This window comes from Burkholderia sp. DN3021 (assembly GCF_049805555.1).
Classification (GTDB): Bacteria; Pseudomonadota; Gammaproteobacteria; order Burkholderiales; family Burkholderiaceae; genus Burkholderia; species Burkholderia pyrrocinia_C.
This window is the reverse complement of sequence record NZ_JBNCAB010000022.1, coordinates 31,397-50,266: the sequence shown is the minus strand read 5'-3', so window position 1 is coordinate 50,266 and position 18,870 is coordinate 31,397. Positions and strand designations below refer to the sequence as shown.

At 65.8% G+C, this 18,870-nt stretch carries 17 protein-coding genes and 1 tRNA gene; 10 read left to right on the top strand and 8 right to left on the bottom strand.

The genetic code is table 11. From position 1 onward, the window contains the following. The 4 genes from ACPUER_RS13915 to ACPUER_RS13900 all read right to left on the bottom strand — a co-directional run bounded on the left by ACPUER_RS13915 (position 1) and on the right by ACPUER_RS13900 (position 4,050). Positions 1 to 1,278 carry an ATPase, T2SS/T4P/T4SS family gene (locus tag ACPUER_RS13915; RefSeq protein ID WP_310138445.1) on the bottom strand — a complete coding sequence of 426 codons (1,278 nt, stop codon included), beginning with the start codon at positions 1,276 to 1,278 and terminating at the stop codon, positions 1 to 3. An 83-nt stretch (positions 1,279 to 1,361) separates the two neighbouring features. Continuing rightward, on the bottom strand, positions 1,362 to 2,654 hold the full coding sequence (locus ACPUER_RS13910) for an HlyC/CorC family transporter (RefSeq protein WP_310138442.1): 1,293 nt from the start codon (positions 2,652 to 2,654) through the stop codon (positions 1,362 to 1,364). Between the two features lie 142 nt (positions 2,655 to 2,796). Then, positions 2,797 to 2,873 (bottom strand) — tRNA-Pro (locus ACPUER_RS13905). 181 nt (positions 2,874 to 3,054) lie between these two features. After that, positions 3,055 to 4,050 (bottom strand): polyprenyl synthetase family protein, encoded by a 996-nt coding sequence (locus ACPUER_RS13900; RefSeq protein ID WP_034182656.1) that lies wholly within the window; start codon positions 4,048 to 4,050, stop codon positions 3,055 to 3,057. 210 nt (positions 4,051 to 4,260) lie between these two features. Between ACPUER_RS13900 and rplU the strand changes: the two genes are divergently transcribed. The 4 genes from rplU (at position 4,261) to proB (ending at position 7,368) form a co-directional block, all read left to right on the top strand. Beyond that, complete coding sequence (gene rplU / locus ACPUER_RS13895) at positions 4,261 to 4,572, top strand: 50S ribosomal protein L21 (RefSeq protein ID WP_006025184.1); 312 nt, start codon at positions 4,261 to 4,263, stop codon at positions 4,570 to 4,572. 24 nt (positions 4,573 to 4,596) lie between these two features. Further along, entirely contained in the window at positions 4,597 to 4,860 is a 264-nt protein-coding gene (rpmA, locus tag ACPUER_RS13890) for a 50S ribosomal protein L27 (protein ID WP_006476999.1), read from the top strand. Between the two features lie 186 nt (positions 4,861 to 5,046). After that, positions 5,047 to 6,159, top strand: coding sequence for a GTPase ObgE (gene obgE / locus ACPUER_RS13885; protein WP_111015366.1), 1,113 nt, complete (start codon positions 5,047 to 5,049; stop codon positions 6,157 to 6,159). A 90-nt stretch (positions 6,160 to 6,249) separates the two neighbouring features. Next, positions 6,250 to 7,368 carry a glutamate 5-kinase gene (gene proB, locus ACPUER_RS13880; RefSeq protein WP_034182658.1) on the top strand — a complete coding sequence of 373 codons (1,119 nt, stop codon included), beginning with the start codon at positions 6,250 to 6,252 and terminating at the stop codon, positions 7,366 to 7,368. 96 nt (positions 7,369 to 7,464) lie between these two features. Here the strand turns inward: proB and ACPUER_RS13875 are convergent, their stop codons facing one another. Both ACPUER_RS13875 and ACPUER_RS13870 read right to left on the bottom strand, forming a co-directional pair. Further along, on the bottom strand, positions 7,465 to 8,073 hold the full coding sequence (locus ACPUER_RS13875) for a CNP1-like family protein (RefSeq protein ID WP_175963124.1): 609 nt from the start codon (positions 8,071 to 8,073) through the stop codon (positions 7,465 to 7,467). Between the two features lie 13 nt (positions 8,074 to 8,086). Then, entirely contained in the window at positions 8,087 to 8,734 is a 648-nt protein-coding gene (locus tag ACPUER_RS13870) for an RNA pyrophosphohydrolase (protein ID WP_034182660.1), read from the bottom strand. A gap of 218 nt (positions 8,735 to 8,952) precedes the next feature. Between ACPUER_RS13870 and ACPUER_RS13865 the strand changes: the two genes are divergently transcribed. Together ACPUER_RS13865 and ACPUER_RS13860 are read left to right on the top strand one after the other, a co-directional pair. Further along, positions 8,953 to 10,689, top strand: a complete 1,737-nt coding sequence (locus tag ACPUER_RS13865) for a proline--tRNA ligase (RefSeq protein ID WP_425131390.1) — start codon at positions 8,953 to 8,955, stop codon at positions 10,687 to 10,689. 21 nt (positions 10,690 to 10,710) lie between these two features. Then, positions 10,711 to 11,313, top strand: a complete 603-nt coding sequence (locus tag ACPUER_RS13860; RefSeq protein ID WP_111015362.1) for a MarC family protein — start codon at positions 10,711 to 10,713, stop codon at positions 11,311 to 11,313. Between the two features lie 78 nt (positions 11,314 to 11,391). On the opposite strand, the gene ACPUER_RS13855 is transcribed toward ACPUER_RS13860, so the two are convergent. Together ACPUER_RS13855 and ffh are read right to left on the bottom strand one after the other, a co-directional pair. Continuing rightward, entirely contained in the window at positions 11,392 to 11,943 is a 552-nt protein-coding gene (locus tag ACPUER_RS13855; RefSeq protein ID WP_034182663.1) for a hypoxanthine-guanine phosphoribosyltransferase, read from the bottom strand. Between the two features lie 94 nt (positions 11,944 to 12,037). Next, complete coding sequence (gene ffh, locus ACPUER_RS13850) at positions 12,038 to 13,405, bottom strand: signal recognition particle protein (protein ID WP_034182664.1); 1,368 nt, start codon at positions 13,403 to 13,405, stop codon at positions 12,038 to 12,040. A gap of 89 nt (positions 13,406 to 13,494) precedes the next feature. Here ffh and ACPUER_RS13845 point away from each other — a divergent pair, with 89 nt between their 5' ends. The 4 genes from ACPUER_RS13845 (at position 13,495) to ACPUER_RS13830 (ending at position 18,754) form a co-directional block, all read left to right on the top strand. Then, positions 13,495 to 14,388 carry a cytochrome C assembly family protein gene (locus ACPUER_RS13845; protein WP_034182665.1) on the top strand — a complete coding sequence of 298 codons (894 nt, stop codon included), beginning with the start codon at positions 13,495 to 13,497 and terminating at the stop codon, positions 14,386 to 14,388. Between the two features lie 13 nt (positions 14,389 to 14,401). Further along, positions 14,402 to 14,710 (top strand): PP0621 family protein, encoded by a 309-nt coding sequence (locus ACPUER_RS13840; RefSeq protein ID WP_425131389.1) that lies wholly within the window; start codon positions 14,402 to 14,404, stop codon positions 14,708 to 14,710. Further along, complete coding sequence (ampD, locus tag ACPUER_RS13835) at positions 14,707 to 15,297, top strand: 1,6-anhydro-N-acetylmuramyl-L-alanine amidase AmpD (RefSeq protein WP_175963120.1); 591 nt, start codon at positions 14,707 to 14,709, stop codon at positions 15,295 to 15,297. The genes ACPUER_RS13840 and ampD overlap by 4 nt, the downstream gene beginning before the upstream one ends. Positions 15,298 to 15,748: 451 nt before the next feature. Continuing rightward, entirely contained in the window at positions 15,749 to 18,754 is a 3,006-nt protein-coding gene (locus ACPUER_RS13830; RefSeq protein WP_425131388.1) for a ribonucleoside-diphosphate reductase subunit alpha, read from the top strand. Positions 18,755 to 18,870 lie beyond the last annotated feature (116 nt).

Here is an 18,870-nt window from a genome sequence, read left to right as displayed (position 1 = left end):
TCAGGCCACCGGTGTCGCGGCGACGGCTTCCGCGATGCTCGTCGTGCCGTCCCGGACGCGCGCGAAGGCCGCGTCGCGCAGATTGCGCACGCCTTCGGCCGCCGCGCATTGCGCGAGTTCGCCGACGCTCGCCCGCGCGACGATGCGTTCCGTCAGCGCGGGCGATACCGGCATCGTCTGATGCAGGCCGATGCGGCCGCGATAGCCGATACCGTGACACGCGGAACAGCCGCGCGCGACGAACGGCCGCCATCCGGCTGCCAGGGCCGCCGCGTCGCAGCCGGCTTCACGCAGCACGCGCGCCGGTGCGTCCGAGTGCATGCGGCACGCGACGCACAAGCGCCGGACGAGGCGCTGCGCGGTGACGAGGTGCAGCGCGGCCGCGAGGTTGTACGGCGCGACGCCGATGTCGAGCAGCCTCGCGACGGCGGCCGGCGCGTCGTTCGTGTGCAGCGTCGACAGCACGAGATGGCCGGTCTGCGCGGCCTTGATCGCGACGTCGGCCGTCTCCGCATCGCGAATCTCGCCGACCATGATGATGTCCGGATCCTGTCGCAGCAGCGCGCGCAGCGCCGTCGCGAACGTGAGCCCAGCCTTTTCGGCGACACCGACCTGGCTGATCCCGTCGAGCTGGATCTCGGCGGGATCCTCGACCGTGCAGACGTTGTGCGCGTCGCGATCGAGCATCTGCAGCGCGCAGTAGAGCGACAGCGTCTTGCCGCTGCCGGTCGGGCCCGTGACGAGCACGAGGCCGTGCGGTGCGCGTATTGCGGCTTCCATCGCTGCTGCCTGCTGCGCGTCGAAGCCGAGGCGGGCGAGCGTCAGATCGGGCGGCAGCGTTTCGAGGCGACGCAGCACGAGCTTTTCGCCGAACAGCGTGGGCAGCGAACTGACGCGGTAGTCGCCGCGCGTGCCGCCGTCGATCGCGATGCGCAGCCTGCCGTCCTGCGGCAGCCGTCGTTCGGCGATGTCCATGCGCGCGAGGACCTTGATCCGCGTGACGAGCGCGTCGCGCAGGTGTAACGGCGGCCGCGCATGTTCGTGCAGCACGCCGTCGATGCGCAGGCGGATGCGCCAGCCGGCTTCGAACGGTTCGACGTGGATGTCGGATGCGTCGCGCACGCGTGCCGCGTGAAGCGTGTCGGTCAGCAGCCGTACGGCCGGTGCGTCGTCGAGCTGGGCCGCGTCGAGCGCGTGTGGTGCGGCGGCGGGCGACGCATCGGAGTGGGCGGGCGGCTGCTGCGTGCGCAGCGGCGCCCCGGGAGGAGGGAAATGCATGTGAGCCGGCGCGTCGGCCGCCTGTTGAACGTGACCTGCAGATGGTCGCGCATTGCGGGCGGTGCCGGCAGTCGGCCGTTCGGCTAGCGTAATGCGGTGCGTGCGGTGCGCGTGCCGCGCGGCTTGAAGAGCTTGACGGTGCGCACGGCCTGGTCGTCGCTGCGCATCACCTCGAGCATCACGTCGCCGATTTTCAGGCACACGTCGTCTTCCGGAATTTCTTCGAGGGTTTCGAGAATCAGCCCGTTCAGCGTCTTTGGCCCGTCGGTCGGCAGCTTCAGGTGCAGCCAGCGGTTCAGTTCGCGCAGCGGCATGCCGGCCGTGACGATGCATTCGCCGTTCTCGTCCCAGCCGCCCGCGCGTTCGCTGCGCGGCATCGACGTCGTGAATTCGCCGATCAGCTCCTCGATGATGTCTTCGGGCGTGACGAGCCCTTCGAGCTCGCCGTATTCGTTGACGACGAGCGCGGTCCGCTGCCGGGTCTCCTGGAAATACTGGAGTTGCTGAACCACCGGCGTGCCCGACGGCACGTAGTACGGCTCGGCGAGCAGCGAGCGCAGCGTTTCGCGGTCGAACTCCTGGTTGTGCAGCGCGGTCAGCGTCTTGCGCACGTGCAGCACGCCGAGCACCTTGTCGATGTCGCCTTCGTAGACGACAAGCCGATTGTGATAGCAGGTTTCGAGCTGGTGCAGGACGTCGTCGAGCGGCGCATGGAAGTTGAGCGATTCGATCTGGCGGCGCGGCACCATCACGTCGTCGACCGTGATGTTCTCGAGGTCGAACAGGTTGAGCAGGATGCTGCGGTGCTTGGTCGGCATGAAGCTGCTCGACTCGAGCACGATGGCCCGCAGTTCGTCGGCCGACATCCGCTGGTCGCGACCCTTCTTCGTGTTGATGCGCAGCACCCACAGCACGCCGTTCGCGAGCGCGTTGACGAACCAGACGACCGGCTTGAACACGCGCATCAGCGGCGCGATCACGAGGCTCGCGGGCAGGGCGATGCGTTCGGGGAAGGTCGCGCCGACGATCTTCGGCGCGATCTCCGCGAACACGATGATCAGGAACGCGACGATGCCGGTCGCGATCGACAGCGCGAGATTGTTGCGGCCGAACGTATGGAGCGCGAGCGACGTCGTCAGGACCGGGATGATCGTGTTGAACAGGTTGTTGCCGATCAGGATCACGCTGAGCAGCAGGTCAGTACGCGTGAGAAGCCCCTGGGTGGTCTTCGCGCCGAGTGCGCCCTGGCCGGCGAGATGCTTCAGCCGATGGCGATTGAGCGCCATCATCGCGGTCTCGGAAATGGAGAAGAAGCTGGAACAGAGGAGAAGCAGGAAGACGGCGCCGATTTGCGCCCATAAGGGAATTTGGTCCACGCGTCGGAAAGGGCAGTGAAGGACAGGGATGGAGGGAATATAGCAGAGGCCGGCGACCGCGATGTGTCGTGCGCGACACGATGGGCCCGCAACGGCCGGACGAAAAAAAACCGTGCACGCAGTGCACGGTTTTTTACAAACCTGGTCGGGGTGAGAGGATTCGAACCTCCGGCCTCTACGTCCCGAACGTAGCGCTCTACCAGGCTAAGCTACACCCCGATTTGGACTCTTCCGATTTCGCAGTCTTCTTCAAGACCGCTGCGTCGTCGAGCAAGAACATAACTATAACGACGTTTCTTCGAAAATGGAATGCCTTGGCGAAGAAATTTTTCGAGACGGGGGAATCGCACCGTGTCGAACGTGCGTCGTCGCAGCAGTGGCGACGACGCACGCAATGCGTTTACGACTGCCGCGACGTCGAGTACGAGCACAGCGCGAGCAGGCTCTCCTTATAGATCGAATCGGGGAACGCGGCGATCGCTGCCGCTGCCGCCTGCGCTTCCTGGCGTGCGCATTCGAGCGTGTGATCCAGTGCGCCCGAACGCGTGATCGCTTCGAAAATCGTGTCGAAGCGATCGGTGCCGCCCTGTTCGATCGCCTCGCGTGCAAGCGCCGACTGTTCCGGCGTGCCGCGTTCGATCAAGTAGATGAGCGGCAGCGTCGGCTTGCCTTCGCGCAGGTCGTCGCCGGCATTCTTGCCCATCGCCTCGACGGTGCCCGCGTAGTCGAGCCAGTCGTCCATGATCTGGAACGCGGTGCCGATCCGGCGGCCGTATTCGGCGGCGGCGGCTTCGGTCGGCGCATCGGCGCCGGCGAGCACCGCGCCCAGGCGCGCCGACGCCTCGAACAGCTTGGCCGTCTTGTAGCGGATCACCTGCATGTAGCGCGTTTCGTCGACGTCCGCGTCGTGCATGTTGAGGAGCTGCAGCACCTCGCCTTCGGAAATGATCGTCGTCGCTTCGGACAGGATCTCCATCACGCGCATCTTGCCGACGCCGACCATCATTTCGAACGAGCGCGAATAGAGGTAATCGCCTACCAGCACGCTCGCCGCGTTGCCGAACAGCGCGTTGGCGGTCTGGCGGCCGCGGCGCAGCTCGGATTCGTCGACGACGTCGTCATGCAGCAGCGTGGCCGTATGGATGAACTCGACGACGGCGGCCAGCACGTGCCGCTGGTGCGACGTCTCGCCGAGCGCGCCGGCGACGAGCAGCAGCAACGCCGGACGCAGCCGCTTGCCGCCCGCGCCGATGATGTACTCGGCGATCTGGTTGATCAGCAGCACGTCGGACGCGAGGCTTTGCCGGATAACGCGATTCACCTGCTCCATGTCGCTGGTGATCGGAGCGAGCAGGTGGGCGGCGCTGAGGGTGGGGGAGGCGGTGGACGACGACATGATGATGGAATTGGGTGATGCCGCGGATTATAAGTCGAATCCGAGATATCCCGGTCTGTCGGACGTGCCGCAGCAGCGATTTTGGCCGTCCGGCCGAGGCCGCTGCGCGGCAATCGTCGATCGGTTTTGACTTCGGTGCTAACCCCATGTATAATCACGCGTTTTCCGCGCGTGGTGTGCGGAGAAATTGGATCCAGAGTGAGGTTCTCAATGTACGCGGTCATAAAAACCGGCGGCAAGCAGTACAAGGTTGCCGTTGGCGAAAAACTCAAAGTAGAACAGATACCGGCTGACATTGACGCTGAAATCACGCTCGACCAGGTTCTCGCAGTGGGCGAAGGCGAATCGATTAAGTTCGGTACGCCGCTGGTCAGTGGGGCTTCCGTCAAGGCCACCGTTGTGTCGCACGGTCGTCACGCCAAGGTCACCATCTTCAAGATGCGTCGCCGGAAGCACTACCAAAAGCACGGCGGCCACCGCCAGAACTACACTGAGCTGCGCATCGACGCGATCAACGCGTAAGCGCCTCGGTTAAGGAGCAATCAGATGGCACACAAAAAGGCAGGCGGCTCTTCCCGGAACGGCCGCGACTCCGAGTCGAAACGTCTCGGCGTGAAGGTGTACGGCGGCCAGGCAATCAATGCCGGCGGCATCATCGTGCGTCAGCGCGGCACGCGCATGCACGCAGGCGAGAACGTCGGCATGGGCAAGGATCACACCCTGTTCGCGCTGGTCGACGGTCACGTGAAGTTCGCGACCAAGGGCGCGGACAAGAAGCATCTGGTCATCGTCGTCCCGGCGGCTGCCTAAGTTCAGGCACCCACGGGCTTCGAGCCGAAAGGCCCCGCAGTCTTCGCGGGGCCTTTTTTATTTGGCCGCCGGGCGCATGTGCGTTCCGGCGACCGTCGTGCAACCGGCGTACGATCGGCCGAACGGCAGATTGTTCAAGCGCGCCGGCGCGCGGCACAATAGCGGAAATACTGGGCGGAGTGACGAATGAAGTTCATTGACGAAGCACGAATCGAAGTCATCGCCGGCGACGGAGGCGATGGCAGCGCGTCGATGCGCCGCGAGAAATTCGTCCCGTTCGGCGGGCCGGACGGCGGCGACGGCGGCCGGGGCGGTAGCGTCTACGCGATCGCCGACCGCAACATCAACACGCTGATCGACTACCGTTACGCGAAGAAGCACCTGGCGCGCAATGGCGAAAACGGTCGCGGCTCGGATTGCTACGGCAAGGGCGGCGACGACGTCACGCTGCGCATGCCGGTCGGCACGATCATCAGCGACATGGATACCGGCGAGCTGATCGCCGACCTGACCGAGCATGACCAGCAGGTGATGCTCGCACAGGGTGGCGCCGGCGGCCTCGGCAACCTGCATTTCAAGTCGAGCACGAACCGCGCGCCGCGTCAGAAGACGGACGGCAAGCCCGGCGAGCGGCGCATGCTGAAGCTCGAGCTGAAGGTGCTCGCCGATGTCGGCCTGCTCGGCATGCCGAACGCGGGCAAGTCGACGTTCATCTCGTCGGTGTCGAACGCGAGGCCGAAGATCGCCGACTACCCGTTCACGACGCTCGCGCCGAATCTCGGCGTGGTGCGCGTCGGCCCGAGCAAGAGCTTCGTGATCGCCGACATCCCGGGGCTGATCGAGGGCGCAGCCGAAGGCGCGGGCCTCGGGCATCAGTTCCTGCGTCACCTGCAGCGCACCGGCGTGCTGCTGCATCTTGTCGATCTCGCCCCGTTCGACGAAAGCGTCGATCCGGTCGCGGAAGCGACCGCGATCGTCGGCGAGCTGCGCAAGTACGACGAGGCGCTCTACGAGAAGCCGCGCTGGCTCGTGCTCAACAAGCTCGACATGGTGCCGGAAGACGAGCGCGAGGCGCGCGTCGCGGATTTCCTCGACCGCTTCGGTTGGGACGGCCCCGTGTTCGAGATTTCGGCGCTGACGGGGCAGGGCTGCGAAGCGCTGTGCTACGCGATCTACGATTACCTGTCCGAGCATTCGGACGCGCATCGCGCGGCGGAAGCGGAAGATCTCGCGGCGGACGTGCGTTTCCGCGATGCGCCGCCTGCGAACGGCGGTGCAGTGCCGGGCGACGACGCCTGAGCGGTTCCGGAACGTGCCGGGCGTGCCGCCCGGCGTCGGTGTTCAATCGCGCCCGGCCGGGCAGGCATCAGATACAGGAGGCAGTGCAGGATGCGTTCGATCATCGCGGATTCGAAGCGATTGGTGGTGAAGGTGGGCTCCAGCCTCGTGACCAACGACGGCAAAGGGCTCGATCATGCTGCAATCGGCCGCTGGGCTGCCCAGATTGCCGCGCTGCGCGCTCAGGGCAAGGAAGTCGTGCTCGTCAGTTCGGGCGCGATTGCCGAAGGGATGCAGCGGCTCGGCTGGAGCAAGCGGCCGCGCGAAATCGACGAGCTGCAGGCCGCCGCCGCAGTCGGCCAGATGGGGCTCGCGCAGGTGTATGAGAGCCGTTTCACCGAACACGACATCCGCACCGCGCAGATCCTGCTCACGCACGCCGACCTGGCGGACCGCGAACGTTACCTGAATGCGCGTTCGACGCTGCTCACGCTGCTGCGGCTCGGCGTCGTGCCGATCATCAACGAGAACGACACGGTCGTTACCGACGAAATCAAGTTCGGCGACAACGACACGCTCGGTGCGCTCGTCGCGAACCTGATCGAAGGCGATGCACTGATCATCCTGACCGACCAGTCGGGGCTGTTCACGGCCGATCCGCGCAAGGATCCGAACGCGACGCTCGTCGCCGAGGCCAATGCCGGTGCGCCGGAACTCGAGGCGATGGCGGGCGGTGCGGGCTCGAGCCTCGGCCGCGGCGGGATGCTGACGAAGATTCTCGCGGCGAAGCGTGCGGCGCACAGCGGCGCGAACACCGTGATCGCGAGCGGTCGGGAGTCCGACGTGCTCGTGCGTCTGGCGGCCGGCGAGGCGATCGGCACGCAACTGATCGCACGTACCGCGCGGATGGCGGCGCGCAAGCAATGGATGGCCGATCACCTGCAGGTGCGCGGCCATGTCGTGATCGATGCCGGCGCGGTCGAGAAACTGACGGCCGGCGGCAAGAGCCTGCTGCCGATCGGCGTGACCGGCGTGCAGGGTGCGTTCGCGCGCGGCGAGGTGATCGCGTGTGTCGGCCCCGACGGGCGCGAAGTGGCGCGTGGGCTCACGAACTACAGCAGCGCGGAAACGAAGCTGATTCAGCGCAAGCCGAGCGGCGAGATCGAGACCGTGCTCGGATACATGCTGGAGCCTGAACTGATCCATCGCGACAACCTCGTGCTGGTGTGACTGTCCGCTCCGGATCCGGCAGCCAAATAAAAAGCCCGCGTGATGCGGGCTTTTTGCATGGTGCAGGACGGAGCAGGCGGCTCGTGCCGCGTACCGTCAGCGCAGCTGGCTCATCGCGGTGCGGTGAAACCGGATGTTCTCCAGGATCTGTTTGGTCGAGCCTTGCGGCATCTTGTTCGCGCAGAAGTAGTCCTGATAGAGCGACGAGTGGTACGCATTCAGTTCGCCGTTCTCGATGCGCCGCCAGTCGTTCTCGACCGTGCGGTCCCAGCCGTCGTGTTCCGCATTCAGGCCGGCGTACTGCCGCCATTCGTAGGTGTCGCAGCGGATGCCTTCGTAGTTCACATTGCGCGCGCCGGCCGGGCTCGTGACGACGACGGCGTAGCGCACGACGCCATCGGTGCCGACCGCGAGCGACTTCGCGTCGACGAAGAACTTGAGCGGCGTGTTCTGCGATACGTTGAACGGCAGCAGGTCGCCCGTCTGCGGCAGCGGCGGCAGCGTGTCGACCGCGTTTTCCTTCCAGGTGCCCTGGCGGTCCAGCAGATACACGAACTCGCTGTCATCCTTGTTGGTCGGCGTCTTCGAATTCGCGCAACCGGCCAGCATGGCCGCTGCGGCAATCGATGCGAGCGCGAGAGCAATCGCTTTCAATATGCATTCCTCGTAAAAAAAGGGCGCGACACCAAGGTCGCGCCCGGTCATGCAGTCCGACTCGTCATTTGCCGACGATCACGTGGGGCGGCATCTCGTCGAGCGTGCCCGCTTCCACTTCGATCTCCGAACAGACTACCGATGTGTCGACAATCGTCAACGTCTGCTGGGCCTGTGCGCCGATGACGCGCGGATAGCGCGACAGACGCGGCCCGCGCGGCTTTTCGGCTCGCTGCGCCGGGCGGCGCAGGAAGCGCGACAGTTCCGTCAGCGCCAACTGATAGACATCCCGCTTGAACTCGATCACCGCATCGAGCGGCACCCAGTACTCGTTCCAGCGCCACGCATCGAACTCCGGGTGATCGGTCGCGCGCAAGCAAATGTCGCAATCGCGTCCAACCATCCGCAGCAGGAACCAGATCTGCTTCTGGCCGCGGTAATGACCGCGTACTTCGCGTTTGATGAACTTGTCAGGCACCTCGTAACGCAACCAGTCGCGAGTGCGGCCGATTATCTTGACGTGTTCCGGATGCAGGCCCGTTTCCTCGTGCAGTTCCCGGTACATCGCCTGCATGGGGGTCTCGCCGTACTTGATCCCACCTTGAGGAAACTGCCAGGAGTGCTCGCGGAGCCGCTTGCCCCAAAACACCTCGTTGCGCGCGTTCAAGAGGATGATGCCGACGTTCGGGCGAAAGCCTTCACGATCCAGCATACAACCACCTTCGAATCCTTTAAAATTGCTTTGATTATAAACAGATAACGGGCGCTGCGCACCGTGACGGAGCGAATCCGCGCGGGGCGCACCGGCTGAATTGTCCCTGATTAGTCTGCTACGTCATCTGCGCCATCGTCGTTCGTCGCGCGCAGCTTTTTCACCTTGAAACTTTTTCGGGCGCCCCGCCTGGGGGCGCCGTTTTTGGAACCGTCCGCATGAAAGCTTCCCGTTTCTTTATCGGCACCCTGAAAGAAGCACCCGCCGACGCAGAGATCGTCAGCCACAAGCTGATGGTACGCGCCGGCATGATCCGCCGCGTCGCCGGCGGCATCTATAACTACCTGCCGGTCGGCCTGCGTTCGATTCGCAAGGTCGAGGCGATCGTGCGCGAGGAAATGAACCGGGCGGGCGCCATCGAGCTGTTGATGCCGGCCGTGCAGCCGGCCGAGCTGTGGCAGGAATCGGGCCGCTGGGAACAGTACGGCCCCGAGCTGCTGCGCTTCAAGGACCGCAAGGACAACGATTTCGTGATCGGGCCGACGCACGAGGAAGTTGTCACCGACATCGCGCGCAACCAGATCAAGAGCTACCGGCAGATGCCGGTGAACTTCTACCAGATCCAGACGAAGTTCCGCGACGAGATCCGTCCGCGCTTCGGCGTGATGCGCGGCCGCGAATTCATCATGAAGGACGCGTATTCGTTCGACAAGGATGCGGCCGGTCTGAACGAGTCGTATCGCAAGATGTACGACGCGTACGTGCGCATCTTCACGCGCCTCGGCCTCGAATTCCGCGCGGTCGCGGCCGACAGCGGCTCGATCGGCGGCAACTTCTCGCACGAGTTCCACGTGATCGCCGACACCGGCGAGGACGCGATCGCCTACTGCCCGACGTCCGAGTTCGCGGCGAACATCGAGGCGGCCGAAGCGCTGCCGCTGATTGCCGAGCGCGCGGCGCCGGCTGAAGCGATGGAAAAGGTCGCGACGCCGGGCAAGGCGAAATGCGAAGCCGTCGCCGAACTGCTGGCCATCCCGCTCGAGCGCACGATCAAGTCGATCGTGCTCGCGACCGACAACGAAGGCACCGAGCCGACCATCTGGCTCGTGATGCTGCGCGGCGACCACGACCTGAACGAGATCAAGGTGTCGAAGCTGCCGGGCCTGAAGAACCACCGCTTCGCGACCGAGCAGGAAATCGTCGAGTGGTTCGGCACGCCGCCGGGCTACCTCGGCCCGGTCGGCACGAAGAAGCCCGTGAAGGTGATCGCGGACCGCACGGTCGCGAACATGAGCGACTTCGTCGTCGGCGCGAACGAGGTCGACTATCACATCGCGGGCGTGAACTGGGGCCGCGACCTGCCGGAGCCGGACGTTGCCGACGTGCGCAACGTGCAGAAGGGCGACCCGTCGCCGGACGGCAAGGGCGTGATCGACATCTGCCGCGGCATCGAGGTCGGCCACGTGTTCCAGCTCGGCACCAAGTACTCGGAAGCGATGGGCGCGACGTTCCTCGACGAATCGGGCAAGCCGCAGCCGATGCTGATGGGCTGCTACGGCGTCGGCGTCACGCGCATTCTCGGCGCGGCGATCGAACAGAACTTCGACGATCGCGGCATCATCTGGCCGGAGTCGATCGCGCCGTTCGAGGTCGTGCTGTGTCCGATGGGCTATGACCGCAGCGAAATGGTGCGCGAGACCGCCGACAAGCTGTACGCGGAACTCGCCGCGGCCGGCATCGACGTGATCCTCGACGACCGCGGCGAGCGCCCGGGCGTGATGTTCGCCGACTGGGAGCTGATCGGCGTGCCGCATCGCCTCGTGATCGGCGAGCGCGGCCTGAAGGAAGGCAAGATCGAGTACCAGGGCCGCCGCGACGCCGAAGCGACGCTGCTGCCGGCCGACGCGGCTGCGGCGACGGTCGCGGAGAAGATCCGCGCCGCGCTCGCGCACTAAGCGCGGCGACCGGGGGACACGATGGAATACACGTTCCTGTCGGCCACCGTGCTCCTCGTGCTGATCACCGATCCGCTCGGCAACATTCCGCTGTTCATTTCGGCGATGCGGGACGTGCCGCGCGAGCGGCGCGTGAAGCTGATCCTGCGTGAAGTGGGGATCGCGTTCGTGATCCTGCTGTTCTTCATGGTGGTCGGCGACCGCTTCCTGCGGATGATGAGCCTTACCGACCTGTCGTTGCGGCTCGGCGGCGGGATCGTGTTGTTCCTGATCGCACTGCGGATGATCTTCCCGCATCCGGACGGCGCGCTCGGCAGCGATCCGCGCGCGGGCGGCGAACCGTTCATCGTGCCGCTCGCGATTCCGGCACTCGCCGGGCCGTCGGCGCTCGCGACAGTGATGCTGCTGACGTCGCAGGCGCCGGGCAAGATGTTCGAGTGGGTCGGCGCGCTGACGGTCACGATGCTCGTCTGCGCGGTCACGCTGGTATTGGCCGAAAGGATCCAGCAGTGGCTCGGCGAGCGGACGGTCGCGGCGTTCGAGCGGCTGATGGGCCTCGTGCTCGTCGCGATTTCGGTCGAGATGCTGCTGGCCGGCATCCGCGCGTTCGTGCACCAGCTGTAGGGCGGCGCGGGCACGAAAAAAAGCGGCGCTCCGGGAAACCGGAGCGCCGCTTTTTTTATATAGCGGGCAGGGCGGCGATCAGACGTTCGCGGTCAGCGCGCGGATCGTCGGCAGGTTGCGCCAGTAGCCCTTCGCATCCATCCCGCAGCCGAACACGTAGCGGTCCGGTACCGAGAAGCCGCAGAAGTCGGGGTGCAGCGGTTTCGCCTTCGCGAGCGTCTTCTCGCACAGCACGGCCGACATGAAACGCTGCGCGCCCATGTCGAGGATGCGGTCGCGGATCGCGGCCATCGTTTCGCCTTCGTCGAGGATGTCGTCGAGCACGAGCACGATCCGGTCCTTCACCGACTCGCGCGGCGCGACGCGCCAGTGCATCTCCGGGCTGCCCTGCGTCGTGTTGCGGTAGCGGGTCAGGTGGATGTAGTCGAATTCGAGCGGGAAATCGAGATGCGGCAGCAGCATCCCGGTAAACACCGCGGCGCCGCCCATCACCGAGAGAACGAGCGGGAACGCATCGCCGATCTCGGCGCGGATCGCGTCGGCCATCCGGGCGATCGATGCGTTGACGGCGTCGGCCGAGACGATCTCTTCGGAGTGGTCGAAAATGTGGAGGGCTTCTTCGCGGTTCATGTGTGGTGGCGGGCAGTCGGTATACAAATAAGGATGAAGCAGAACGGACGGCGCGCGCTACAGCAAAAACCCGCGCGCCGGCCGACGGGCGGAATCAGCGCATGCCGGGCATCATGCCCTTCAGGCCGCGCATCATCTTCTGCATGTTGCCGCCCTTCAGCTTCTTCATCATCGTACGCATCTGGTCGTACTGGTTCAGCATCCGGTTGACTTCCTGCACCGGCACGCCCGCGCCGGCCGCAATGCGGCGCTTGCGCGTCGCCTTGATGATCTCGGGTTTCGCGCGCTCGGCGGGCGTCATCGAGCTGATGATCCCTTCCATCCGGCGGATCTGCTTTTCGGCCTGGCCCATGTCGGCGCCGGCCGCCGCCTGCTGGAATTGCGCGGGCAGCTTGTCCATCAGCGACGACAGGCCGCCCATGTTCTTCATCTGCGAGATCTGCGCGCGGAAATCGTTCAGGTCGAAGTCGCCGCCTTTCTTGACCTTGTCGGCGAGCTTCTGCGCGGCCTGCACGTCGACGCCGCGCTGCGCTTCCTCGACGAGCGCGAGGATGTCGCCCATGCCGAGGATCCGGTTTGCCATCCGGTCGGGGTGGAACACCTCGAGGCCGTCGAGCTTCTCGGCCACACCGACGAACTTGATCGGCTTGCCCGTGATGTGGCGCACCGACAGCGCGGCGCCGCCGCGCGAATCGCCGTCGAGCTTGGTCAGCACGACGCCCGTGAGCGGCAGCGTGTCGTTGAACGCCTTCGCGGTGTTGACCGCATCCTGGCCGAGCATCGCGTCGACGACGAACAGCGTTTCGGCCGGCTTCAGCGTGCTGTGCAGCGCGGCGATTTCCTGCATCATCGCCTCGTCGATGCCGAGGCGGCCGGCCGTGTCGACGATCAGCACATCATGGTAGTGGCGCTTCGCCCAGTCGACGGCCGCAAGCGCGATGTCGACGGGCTTCTGGTCCGGCGTCGACGGGAAGAAGTCGGCGCCGACCTGTTCGCTCACCGTTTTCAACTGCATGATGGCGGCCGGGCGATACACGTCGCACGACACGGTCAGCACCTTCTTCTTGTACTTCTCGCGCAACAGCTTCGCGAGCTTGCCGACGGTCGTGGTCTTGCCTGCGCCCTGCAGGCCGGCCATCAGGATCACGGCGGGCGGCGTGACCGCGAGGTTCAGCTCGGCGGCCTTGCCTTCATAGTCGCCGCCGATCACGGCGGTCAGTTCCTTCTGGACCACGCCGACGAGCGCCTGACCCGGCGACAGGCTGCTGATCACTTCTTCGCCGAGCGCCTTTTCCTTGACCTTGGCGATGAATTCGCGGACGACCGGCAGCGACACGTCGGCTTCCAGCAGCGCGAGACGCACCTCGCGGAGCATCTCCTGCGTGTTCGCCTCGGTGAGCCGGGCCTCGCCGCGCAGCGTCTTGACGACGCGCGCCATCCGTTGAGTGAGATTGTCGAGCATGGGGAGCGATGGACAGTGGGGCCCGAAGGCGCGACGGAACCGAACAAAGGGAGCCGTCGCGGGAAGGGGGCCTAGTGTAAACTTCGAACATGGATATTGTACTGTATGCCCTCACCGCATTCCTGTACGGCGGCCTCGCCGTCGCAGGCTGGCGCACGCACCGCCAGGGCGCGACGCCGCTCGTCGCGAGCGTGCCGGCCGTGCCGGTTCCCGCGTCCGCCGCGTCCGGGATGAGCGGGGCGGGCCGCGCGCTGCTGTTCGCCGCGCTCGTCGCGCACGGCGTGCTGCTCCACATGACGATTTTTCCGAACGACGCGATGGTGTTCGGCTTCGCGTTCGCGCTGTCCGCGATGTTCTGGCTCGGCGCCGGCATCTACTGGATCGAGAGCTTTTTCTTCCCGCTCGACAGCCTGCGCCTGCTGGTGCTGCCGCTCGCGTGCGGCGCGTCGCTGCTGCCGCTGGTGTTCGGCGGCGTGCGGGTGCTTCCTTATGCCGCAGCGCCGCTGTTCAAGCTGCACTTCCTGATCGCGAACATCGCGTACGGCCTGTTCGCGATCGCGGCGCTGCACGCGATCCTGATGCTGATGGTCGAGCGGCGCCTGCAGTCGCTGCGCAACGGCGGGCGCGACGGCTCGACGGGCTGGATCGCGAGCTGGCTCGAAACGCTGCCGCCGCTGCTCACGCTCGAGAAGCTGCTGTTCCGCCTGATCGGCGCCGGCTTCGTGCTGCTCACGCTGACGCTCGCGTCGGGCATCCTGTTCAGCGAGCAGGTCGACGCGCGCGCGCTGCGGCTCGACCACAAGACCGTGTTCGCGATCCTGTCGTGGCTGATGTTCGGCGGCCTGCTGGTCGCCCGCAAGACGTCGGGCTGGCGCGGGCGCGGCGCCGCGCGCTGGGTGCTCGTGTCGTTCGCCGCGCTGCTGCTCGCGTATGTCGGCAGCCGGTTCGTTTTCGAGGTGCTGCTGCACCGTTCCGTGGTTTGACCGCAGGTTTACGATGCGACAGATTCTTCTCCTGATTCTTCTCTTCTTCGCCGGTTCGTGGCTCGCGCGCAAGGTGCGCCAGGCCCAGGAGCACGCGCAGGCACGCACCGGCCGCGGCGCGGGTGACGGCGGCGCGCCGGGTGCCGGCGCTGCGCGCCCGAACGGCGACACGCGATTGCTGCCCGAGCCGATGGTGCGCTGTGCCGAATGCGGCGTGCATGCGCCGAAGGGCGACGCCGTCGTCGCGGGCGGCGAATACTTCTGCAGCGCCGAGCACGCACAGCGCCACGCCGCGCGCGCGAGCGGTCACGACGCACGATGAGCGACGCGCCGCCGTTGTCGGTCGACGCGAACGGCTGGGTGCGCGAAGCGCGCCATGCGCCGTCGCCGAACTTCGAGGCGCGGCCCACGGGGGCGGTGCCGACGCTCGTGGTCGTCCACAACATCAGCCTGCCGCCCGGCGAATTCGGCGGCGACGCGATCGAGGCGCTGTTCCTGAACCGCCTCGACTGCGATGCGCACCCCTATTACCAGAGCCACCTGCGCGGCGTGCGCGTGTCCGCGCACTTCCTGATCCGCCGCGGCGGCGAGCTCGTGCAGTTCGTGTCGTGCGACGAGCGCGCGTGGCACGCGGGCTCGTCCGAGTTCTTCGGCCGGGCGCGCTGCAACGATTTCTCGATCGGCATCGAGCTCGAAGGCGCGGACGACGTGCCGTTCGACGACGCGCAGTACGCGATGCTCGCCACGCTCTCGCGCGCGCTCGCCGCACGTTATCCCGTCGACGCATTCGCGGGGCACTCGGACGTCGCGCCGGGCCGCAAGACCGACCCGGGCCCGCATTTCGATTGGCAACGCTTCGCGAGCGATGCCGGTTTTTCCGCCGAATACTTTCCTTTCCGTCAGCACTGATCGCGGGGTTTTTTGACCGGAGAAAGTTTTTTCTCCGACCAATGCCTTGTCGTGTCGGCGCGCGAGCGATGTCAAGACCTTCAGCGTAAATTATCCGTTTGGACGTCGTCCGAATGTCCACTATACTTGGTGCCAGTTGAGCAGTTCTGTACTAGATATAGTGTGTGTCGCAGGGGAAACCCGAGCGGCACCGGCCGGCGGGCAACGCCGGCGGACAGGGTTCTCAGGGCGGCGCGTCAGGCCGGGCGGTCAGAGCGTCGCGCTCAGCGCAGCGAATTTCGACGGGGCGGGGTACACATGACGAAGCACACGACCGGCTCGGTTGTCGCGCATCGACCGAACCGGCTTCCCCGACGCATCGCTCGCCTCTTACCGCTCGCGCACCGCACTGCGCAGCGTTCGTTTTAATCCGCGGTTCTCTCCGCACCATCCAACACCAGGAGCTTTGCACATGCAAACCACCGACAACGCGACGTCCCAGTACGAGAGCGCCTCGAGCCGTCCGCTCGGCGGGACCGAACAGGGCGCGCAAGCGCTCGCGCCGCAAGCCACGTTCGCCGACTACAAGGTGATCCGTCGCAACGGCAGCGTGGTGTCGTTCGAGCCTTCGAAGATCGCGATCGCGGTGACCAAGGCTTTCCTGGCCGTCAACGGCGGGCAGGGCGCGGCATCGGCGCGCGTGCGCGAGCAGGTCGAACAGCTGACGCACAACGTCGTGCGCGCGCTCGTGCGCAGCCGCCCGAACGGCGGTACGTTCCATATCGAAGACATCCAGGACCAGGTCGAACTCGCGCTGATGCGCGGCGGCGAGCACAACGTCGCGCGTGCGTACGTGCTGTATCGCGAGAAGCGTCACCTCGAGCGCCAGCATGCGGGCGAGGAAGCAGCGGCGGCAGGCGGCGAGTCGAGCATCGGCATCAACGTCGTCGACAACGGCGTCTCGCGTCCGCTCGACATGAACGCGCTGCGCGCGCTGATCGTGTCGTCGTGCGATGGCCTCGGCGCTGCGGTTAACCCTGAGCCGATCGTCGCGGAGACGGTGAAGAACCTGTACGACGGCGTGCCGATGAGCCAGGTCTACGACTCGGCGATCCTCGCTGCGCGCACGATGATCGAGAAGGATCCGGCATACAGCCAGGTCACGGCCCGCATCCTGCTGCACACGATCCGCCGCGAGATCCTCGGCGAGGAAGTCCTGCAGGCGGAGATGTCGACCCGTTACGCGGAGTACTTCCCGCAGTTCCTGAAGCGCGGCGTCGACGCCGGCCTGCTCGACGACAAGCTGCTGCAGTTCGACCTGAAGCGCCTCGGTGAAGCGCTCGACGCGAACCGCGACCTGCAGTTCGGCTACCTCGGCCTGCAGACGCTGTACGACCGCTACTTCCTGCACGTCGACGGCACCCGTATCGAAATGCCGCAGGCATTCTTCATGCGCGTCGCGATGGGTCTGTCGCTGAACGAGATCGACCGCGAAACGCGCGCGATCGAGTTCTACAACGTGCTGTCGAGCTTCGACTTCATGAGCTCGACGCCGACGCTGTTCAACTCGGGCACGCACCGCTCGCAACTGTCGTCGTGCTACCTGACGACGGTCGCGGACGATCTCGACGGCATCTATGAAGCGCTGAAGGAAAACGCGCTGCTGTCGAAGTTCGCCGGCGGTCTCGGCAACGACTGGACGCGCGTGCGCGCACTCGGCTCGCATATCAAGGGCACGAACGGCAAGTCGCAAGGCGTGGTCCCGTTCCTGAAGGTCGTGAACGACACGGCCGTCGCGGTCAACCAGGGCGGCAAGCGCAAGGGCGCGGTCTGCGCGTACCTCGAATCCTGGCACCTCGACATCGAGGAATTCCTCGAGCTGCGCAAGAACACGGGCGACGATCGCCGCCGTACGCACGACATGAACACGGCGAACTGGATTCCCGACCTGTTCATGAAGCGCGTGATGGAAGGCGCCGACTGGACGCTGTTCTCGCCGTCGACCTGCCCGGACCTGCACGACAAGTTCGGCGCCGATTTCGAGAAGGCTTACACGGCTTACGAAGAGAAGGTCGCGCGCGGCGAGATCAAGCTGTTCAAGAAGATCCCGGCGCAGCAGCTCTGGCGCAAGATGCTCGGCATGCTGTTCGAGACGGGCCACCCGTGGATCACGTTCAAGGATCCGTGCAACATCCGCTCGCCGCAGCAGCACGTCGGCGTCGTCCACTCGTCGAACCTGTGCACGGAAATCACGCTGAACACGAGCGACACCGAAATCGCGGTGTGCAACCTCGGCTCCGTGAACCTGCTCGCGCACCTGGTGAAGCAGGCCGACGGCAGCTACGCGCTCGACCACGACAAGCTGAAGCGCACGATCAGCGTCGCGATGCGCATGCTCGACAACGTGATCGACATCAACTACTACGCGGTGCCGAAGGCGCGTAACTCGAACCTGAAGCACCGCCCGGTCGGCATGGGCATCATGGGCTTCCAGGACTGCCTGCACCTGCTGCGCACGCCGTACGCGTCGGAAGCGGCGGTCGAGTTCGCCGATCGCTCGATGGAAGCGGTCTGCTACTACGCTTACTACGCGTCGACCGAGCTGGCCGAAGAGCGCGGCCGCTACTCGAGCTACCGCGGCTCGCTGTGGGATCGCGGCATCCTCCCGCAGGACACGCTGAAGCTGCTGACGGAAGCGCGCGGCGGCTACGTCGAGGTCGACACGTCCGAGTCGCTCGACTGGACGACGCTGCGTTCGCGGATCGCCGCGCACGGCATGCGCAACTCGAACTGTGTCGCGATCGCGCCGACGGCGACGATCTCGAACATCATCGGCGTGTCGGCGTGCATCGAGCCGACCTTCCAGAACCTGTACGTGAAGTCGAACCTGTCGGGCGAGTTCACGGTGGTGAACGAGTTCCTCGTTCGCGACCTGAAGGAACGCGGCCTGTGGGACGAAGTGATGGTCGCCGACCTGAAGTACTTCGACGGCATGCTGTCGCGCATCGACCGCATCCCGGCCGACCTGCGCGCGATCTACGCGACCGCGTTCGAAGTCGATCCGACGTGGCTGGTCGAAGCCGCATCGCGTCGCCAGAAGTGGATCGACCAGGCGCAGTCGCTGAACATCTACATGGGCGGCGCGTCGGGCAAGAAACTCGACGAGGTCTACAAGCTCGCCTGGCTGCGCGGCCTGAAGACGACCTACTACCTCCGCACGATGGCGGCGACGCACGTCGAGAAGTCGACGGTCGCACACGGCGCGCTGAACGCGGTGCCGACGGGTGGTGCGGGCAGCGGTGGTTCGAGCAGCGGCGGCGCGCAAGGCGCGGCAGGCGGCTTCGGTGCGGCGGGCGGCGATGCGTCGTCGGGCGCGCTCGGTGCAGCGGCGGCACTCGCGCCGGTCGAGGCCGACGGTCCGGTGTGCACGATGCGTCCGGGCGATCCGGGCTTCGACGAATGCGAAGCGTGCCAGTAACGCAGCGCGCCTGACCTGAAGATGTGCCGTGCGGCGCGCACGACGACCGATCGAGGTTGAAGTGTGCGCCGCTCTCAACTAAAAAAATGATAAGGAATCTGTAACGCGACACCAGC

What these genes read in the sequence shown, in the direction of transcription:
- ACPUER_RS13855 (WP_034182663.1), bottom strand. Translation starts at nt 11,943, where the DNA reads ATGAACCGCGAAGAAGCCCTCCACATTTTCGACCACTCCGAAGAGATC.
- ACPUER_RS13860 (WP_111015362.1), top strand. Translation starts at nt 10,711, where the DNA reads ATGGAATACACGTTCCTGTCGGCCACCGTGCTCCTCGTGCTGATCACC.
- ACPUER_RS13870 (WP_034182660.1), bottom strand. Translation starts at nt 8,734, where the DNA reads ATGCTGGATCGTGAAGGCTTTCGCCCGAACGTCGGCATCATCCTCTTG.
- ACPUER_RS13865 (WP_425131390.1), top strand. Translation starts at nt 8,953, where the DNA reads ATGAAAGCTTCCCGTTTCTTTATCGGCACCCTGAAAGAAGCACCCGCC.
- ACPUER_RS13875 (WP_175963124.1), bottom strand. Translation starts at nt 8,073, where the DNA reads ATGACCGGGCGCGACCTTGGTGTCGCGCCCTTTTTTTACGAGGAATGC.
- ACPUER_RS13900 (WP_034182656.1), bottom strand. Translation starts at nt 4,050, where the DNA reads ATGTCGTCGTCCACCGCCTCCCCCACCCTCAGCGCCGCCCACCTGCTC.
- rpmA (WP_006476999.1), top strand. Translation starts at nt 4,597, where the DNA reads ATGGCACACAAAAAGGCAGGCGGCTCTTCCCGGAACGGCCGCGACTCC.
- ACPUER_RS13915 (WP_310138445.1), bottom strand. Translation starts at nt 1,278, where the DNA reads ATGCATTTCCCTCCTCCCGGGGCGCCGCTGCGCACGCAGCAGCCGCCC.
- ACPUER_RS13830 (WP_425131388.1), top strand. Translation starts at nt 15,749, where the DNA reads ATGCAAACCACCGACAACGCGACGTCCCAGTACGAGAGCGCCTCGAGC.
- ffh (WP_034182664.1), bottom strand. Translation starts at nt 13,405, where the DNA reads ATGCTCGACAATCTCACTCAACGGATGGCGCGCGTCGTCAAGACGCTG.
- rplU (WP_006025184.1), top strand. Translation starts at nt 4,261, where the DNA reads ATGTACGCGGTCATAAAAACCGGCGGCAAGCAGTACAAGGTTGCCGTT.
- obgE (WP_111015366.1), top strand. Translation starts at nt 5,047, where the DNA reads ATGAAGTTCATTGACGAAGCACGAATCGAAGTCATCGCCGGCGACGGA.
- ACPUER_RS13845 (WP_034182665.1), top strand. Translation starts at nt 13,495, where the DNA reads ATGGATATTGTACTGTATGCCCTCACCGCATTCCTGTACGGCGGCCTC.
- ACPUER_RS13840 (WP_425131389.1), top strand. Translation starts at nt 14,402, where the DNA reads ATGCGACAGATTCTTCTCCTGATTCTTCTCTTCTTCGCCGGTTCGTGG.
- proB (WP_034182658.1), top strand. Translation starts at nt 6,250, where the DNA reads ATGCGTTCGATCATCGCGGATTCGAAGCGATTGGTGGTGAAGGTGGGC.
- ampD (WP_175963120.1), top strand. Translation starts at nt 14,707, where the DNA reads ATGAGCGACGCGCCGCCGTTGTCGGTCGACGCGAACGGCTGGGTGCGC.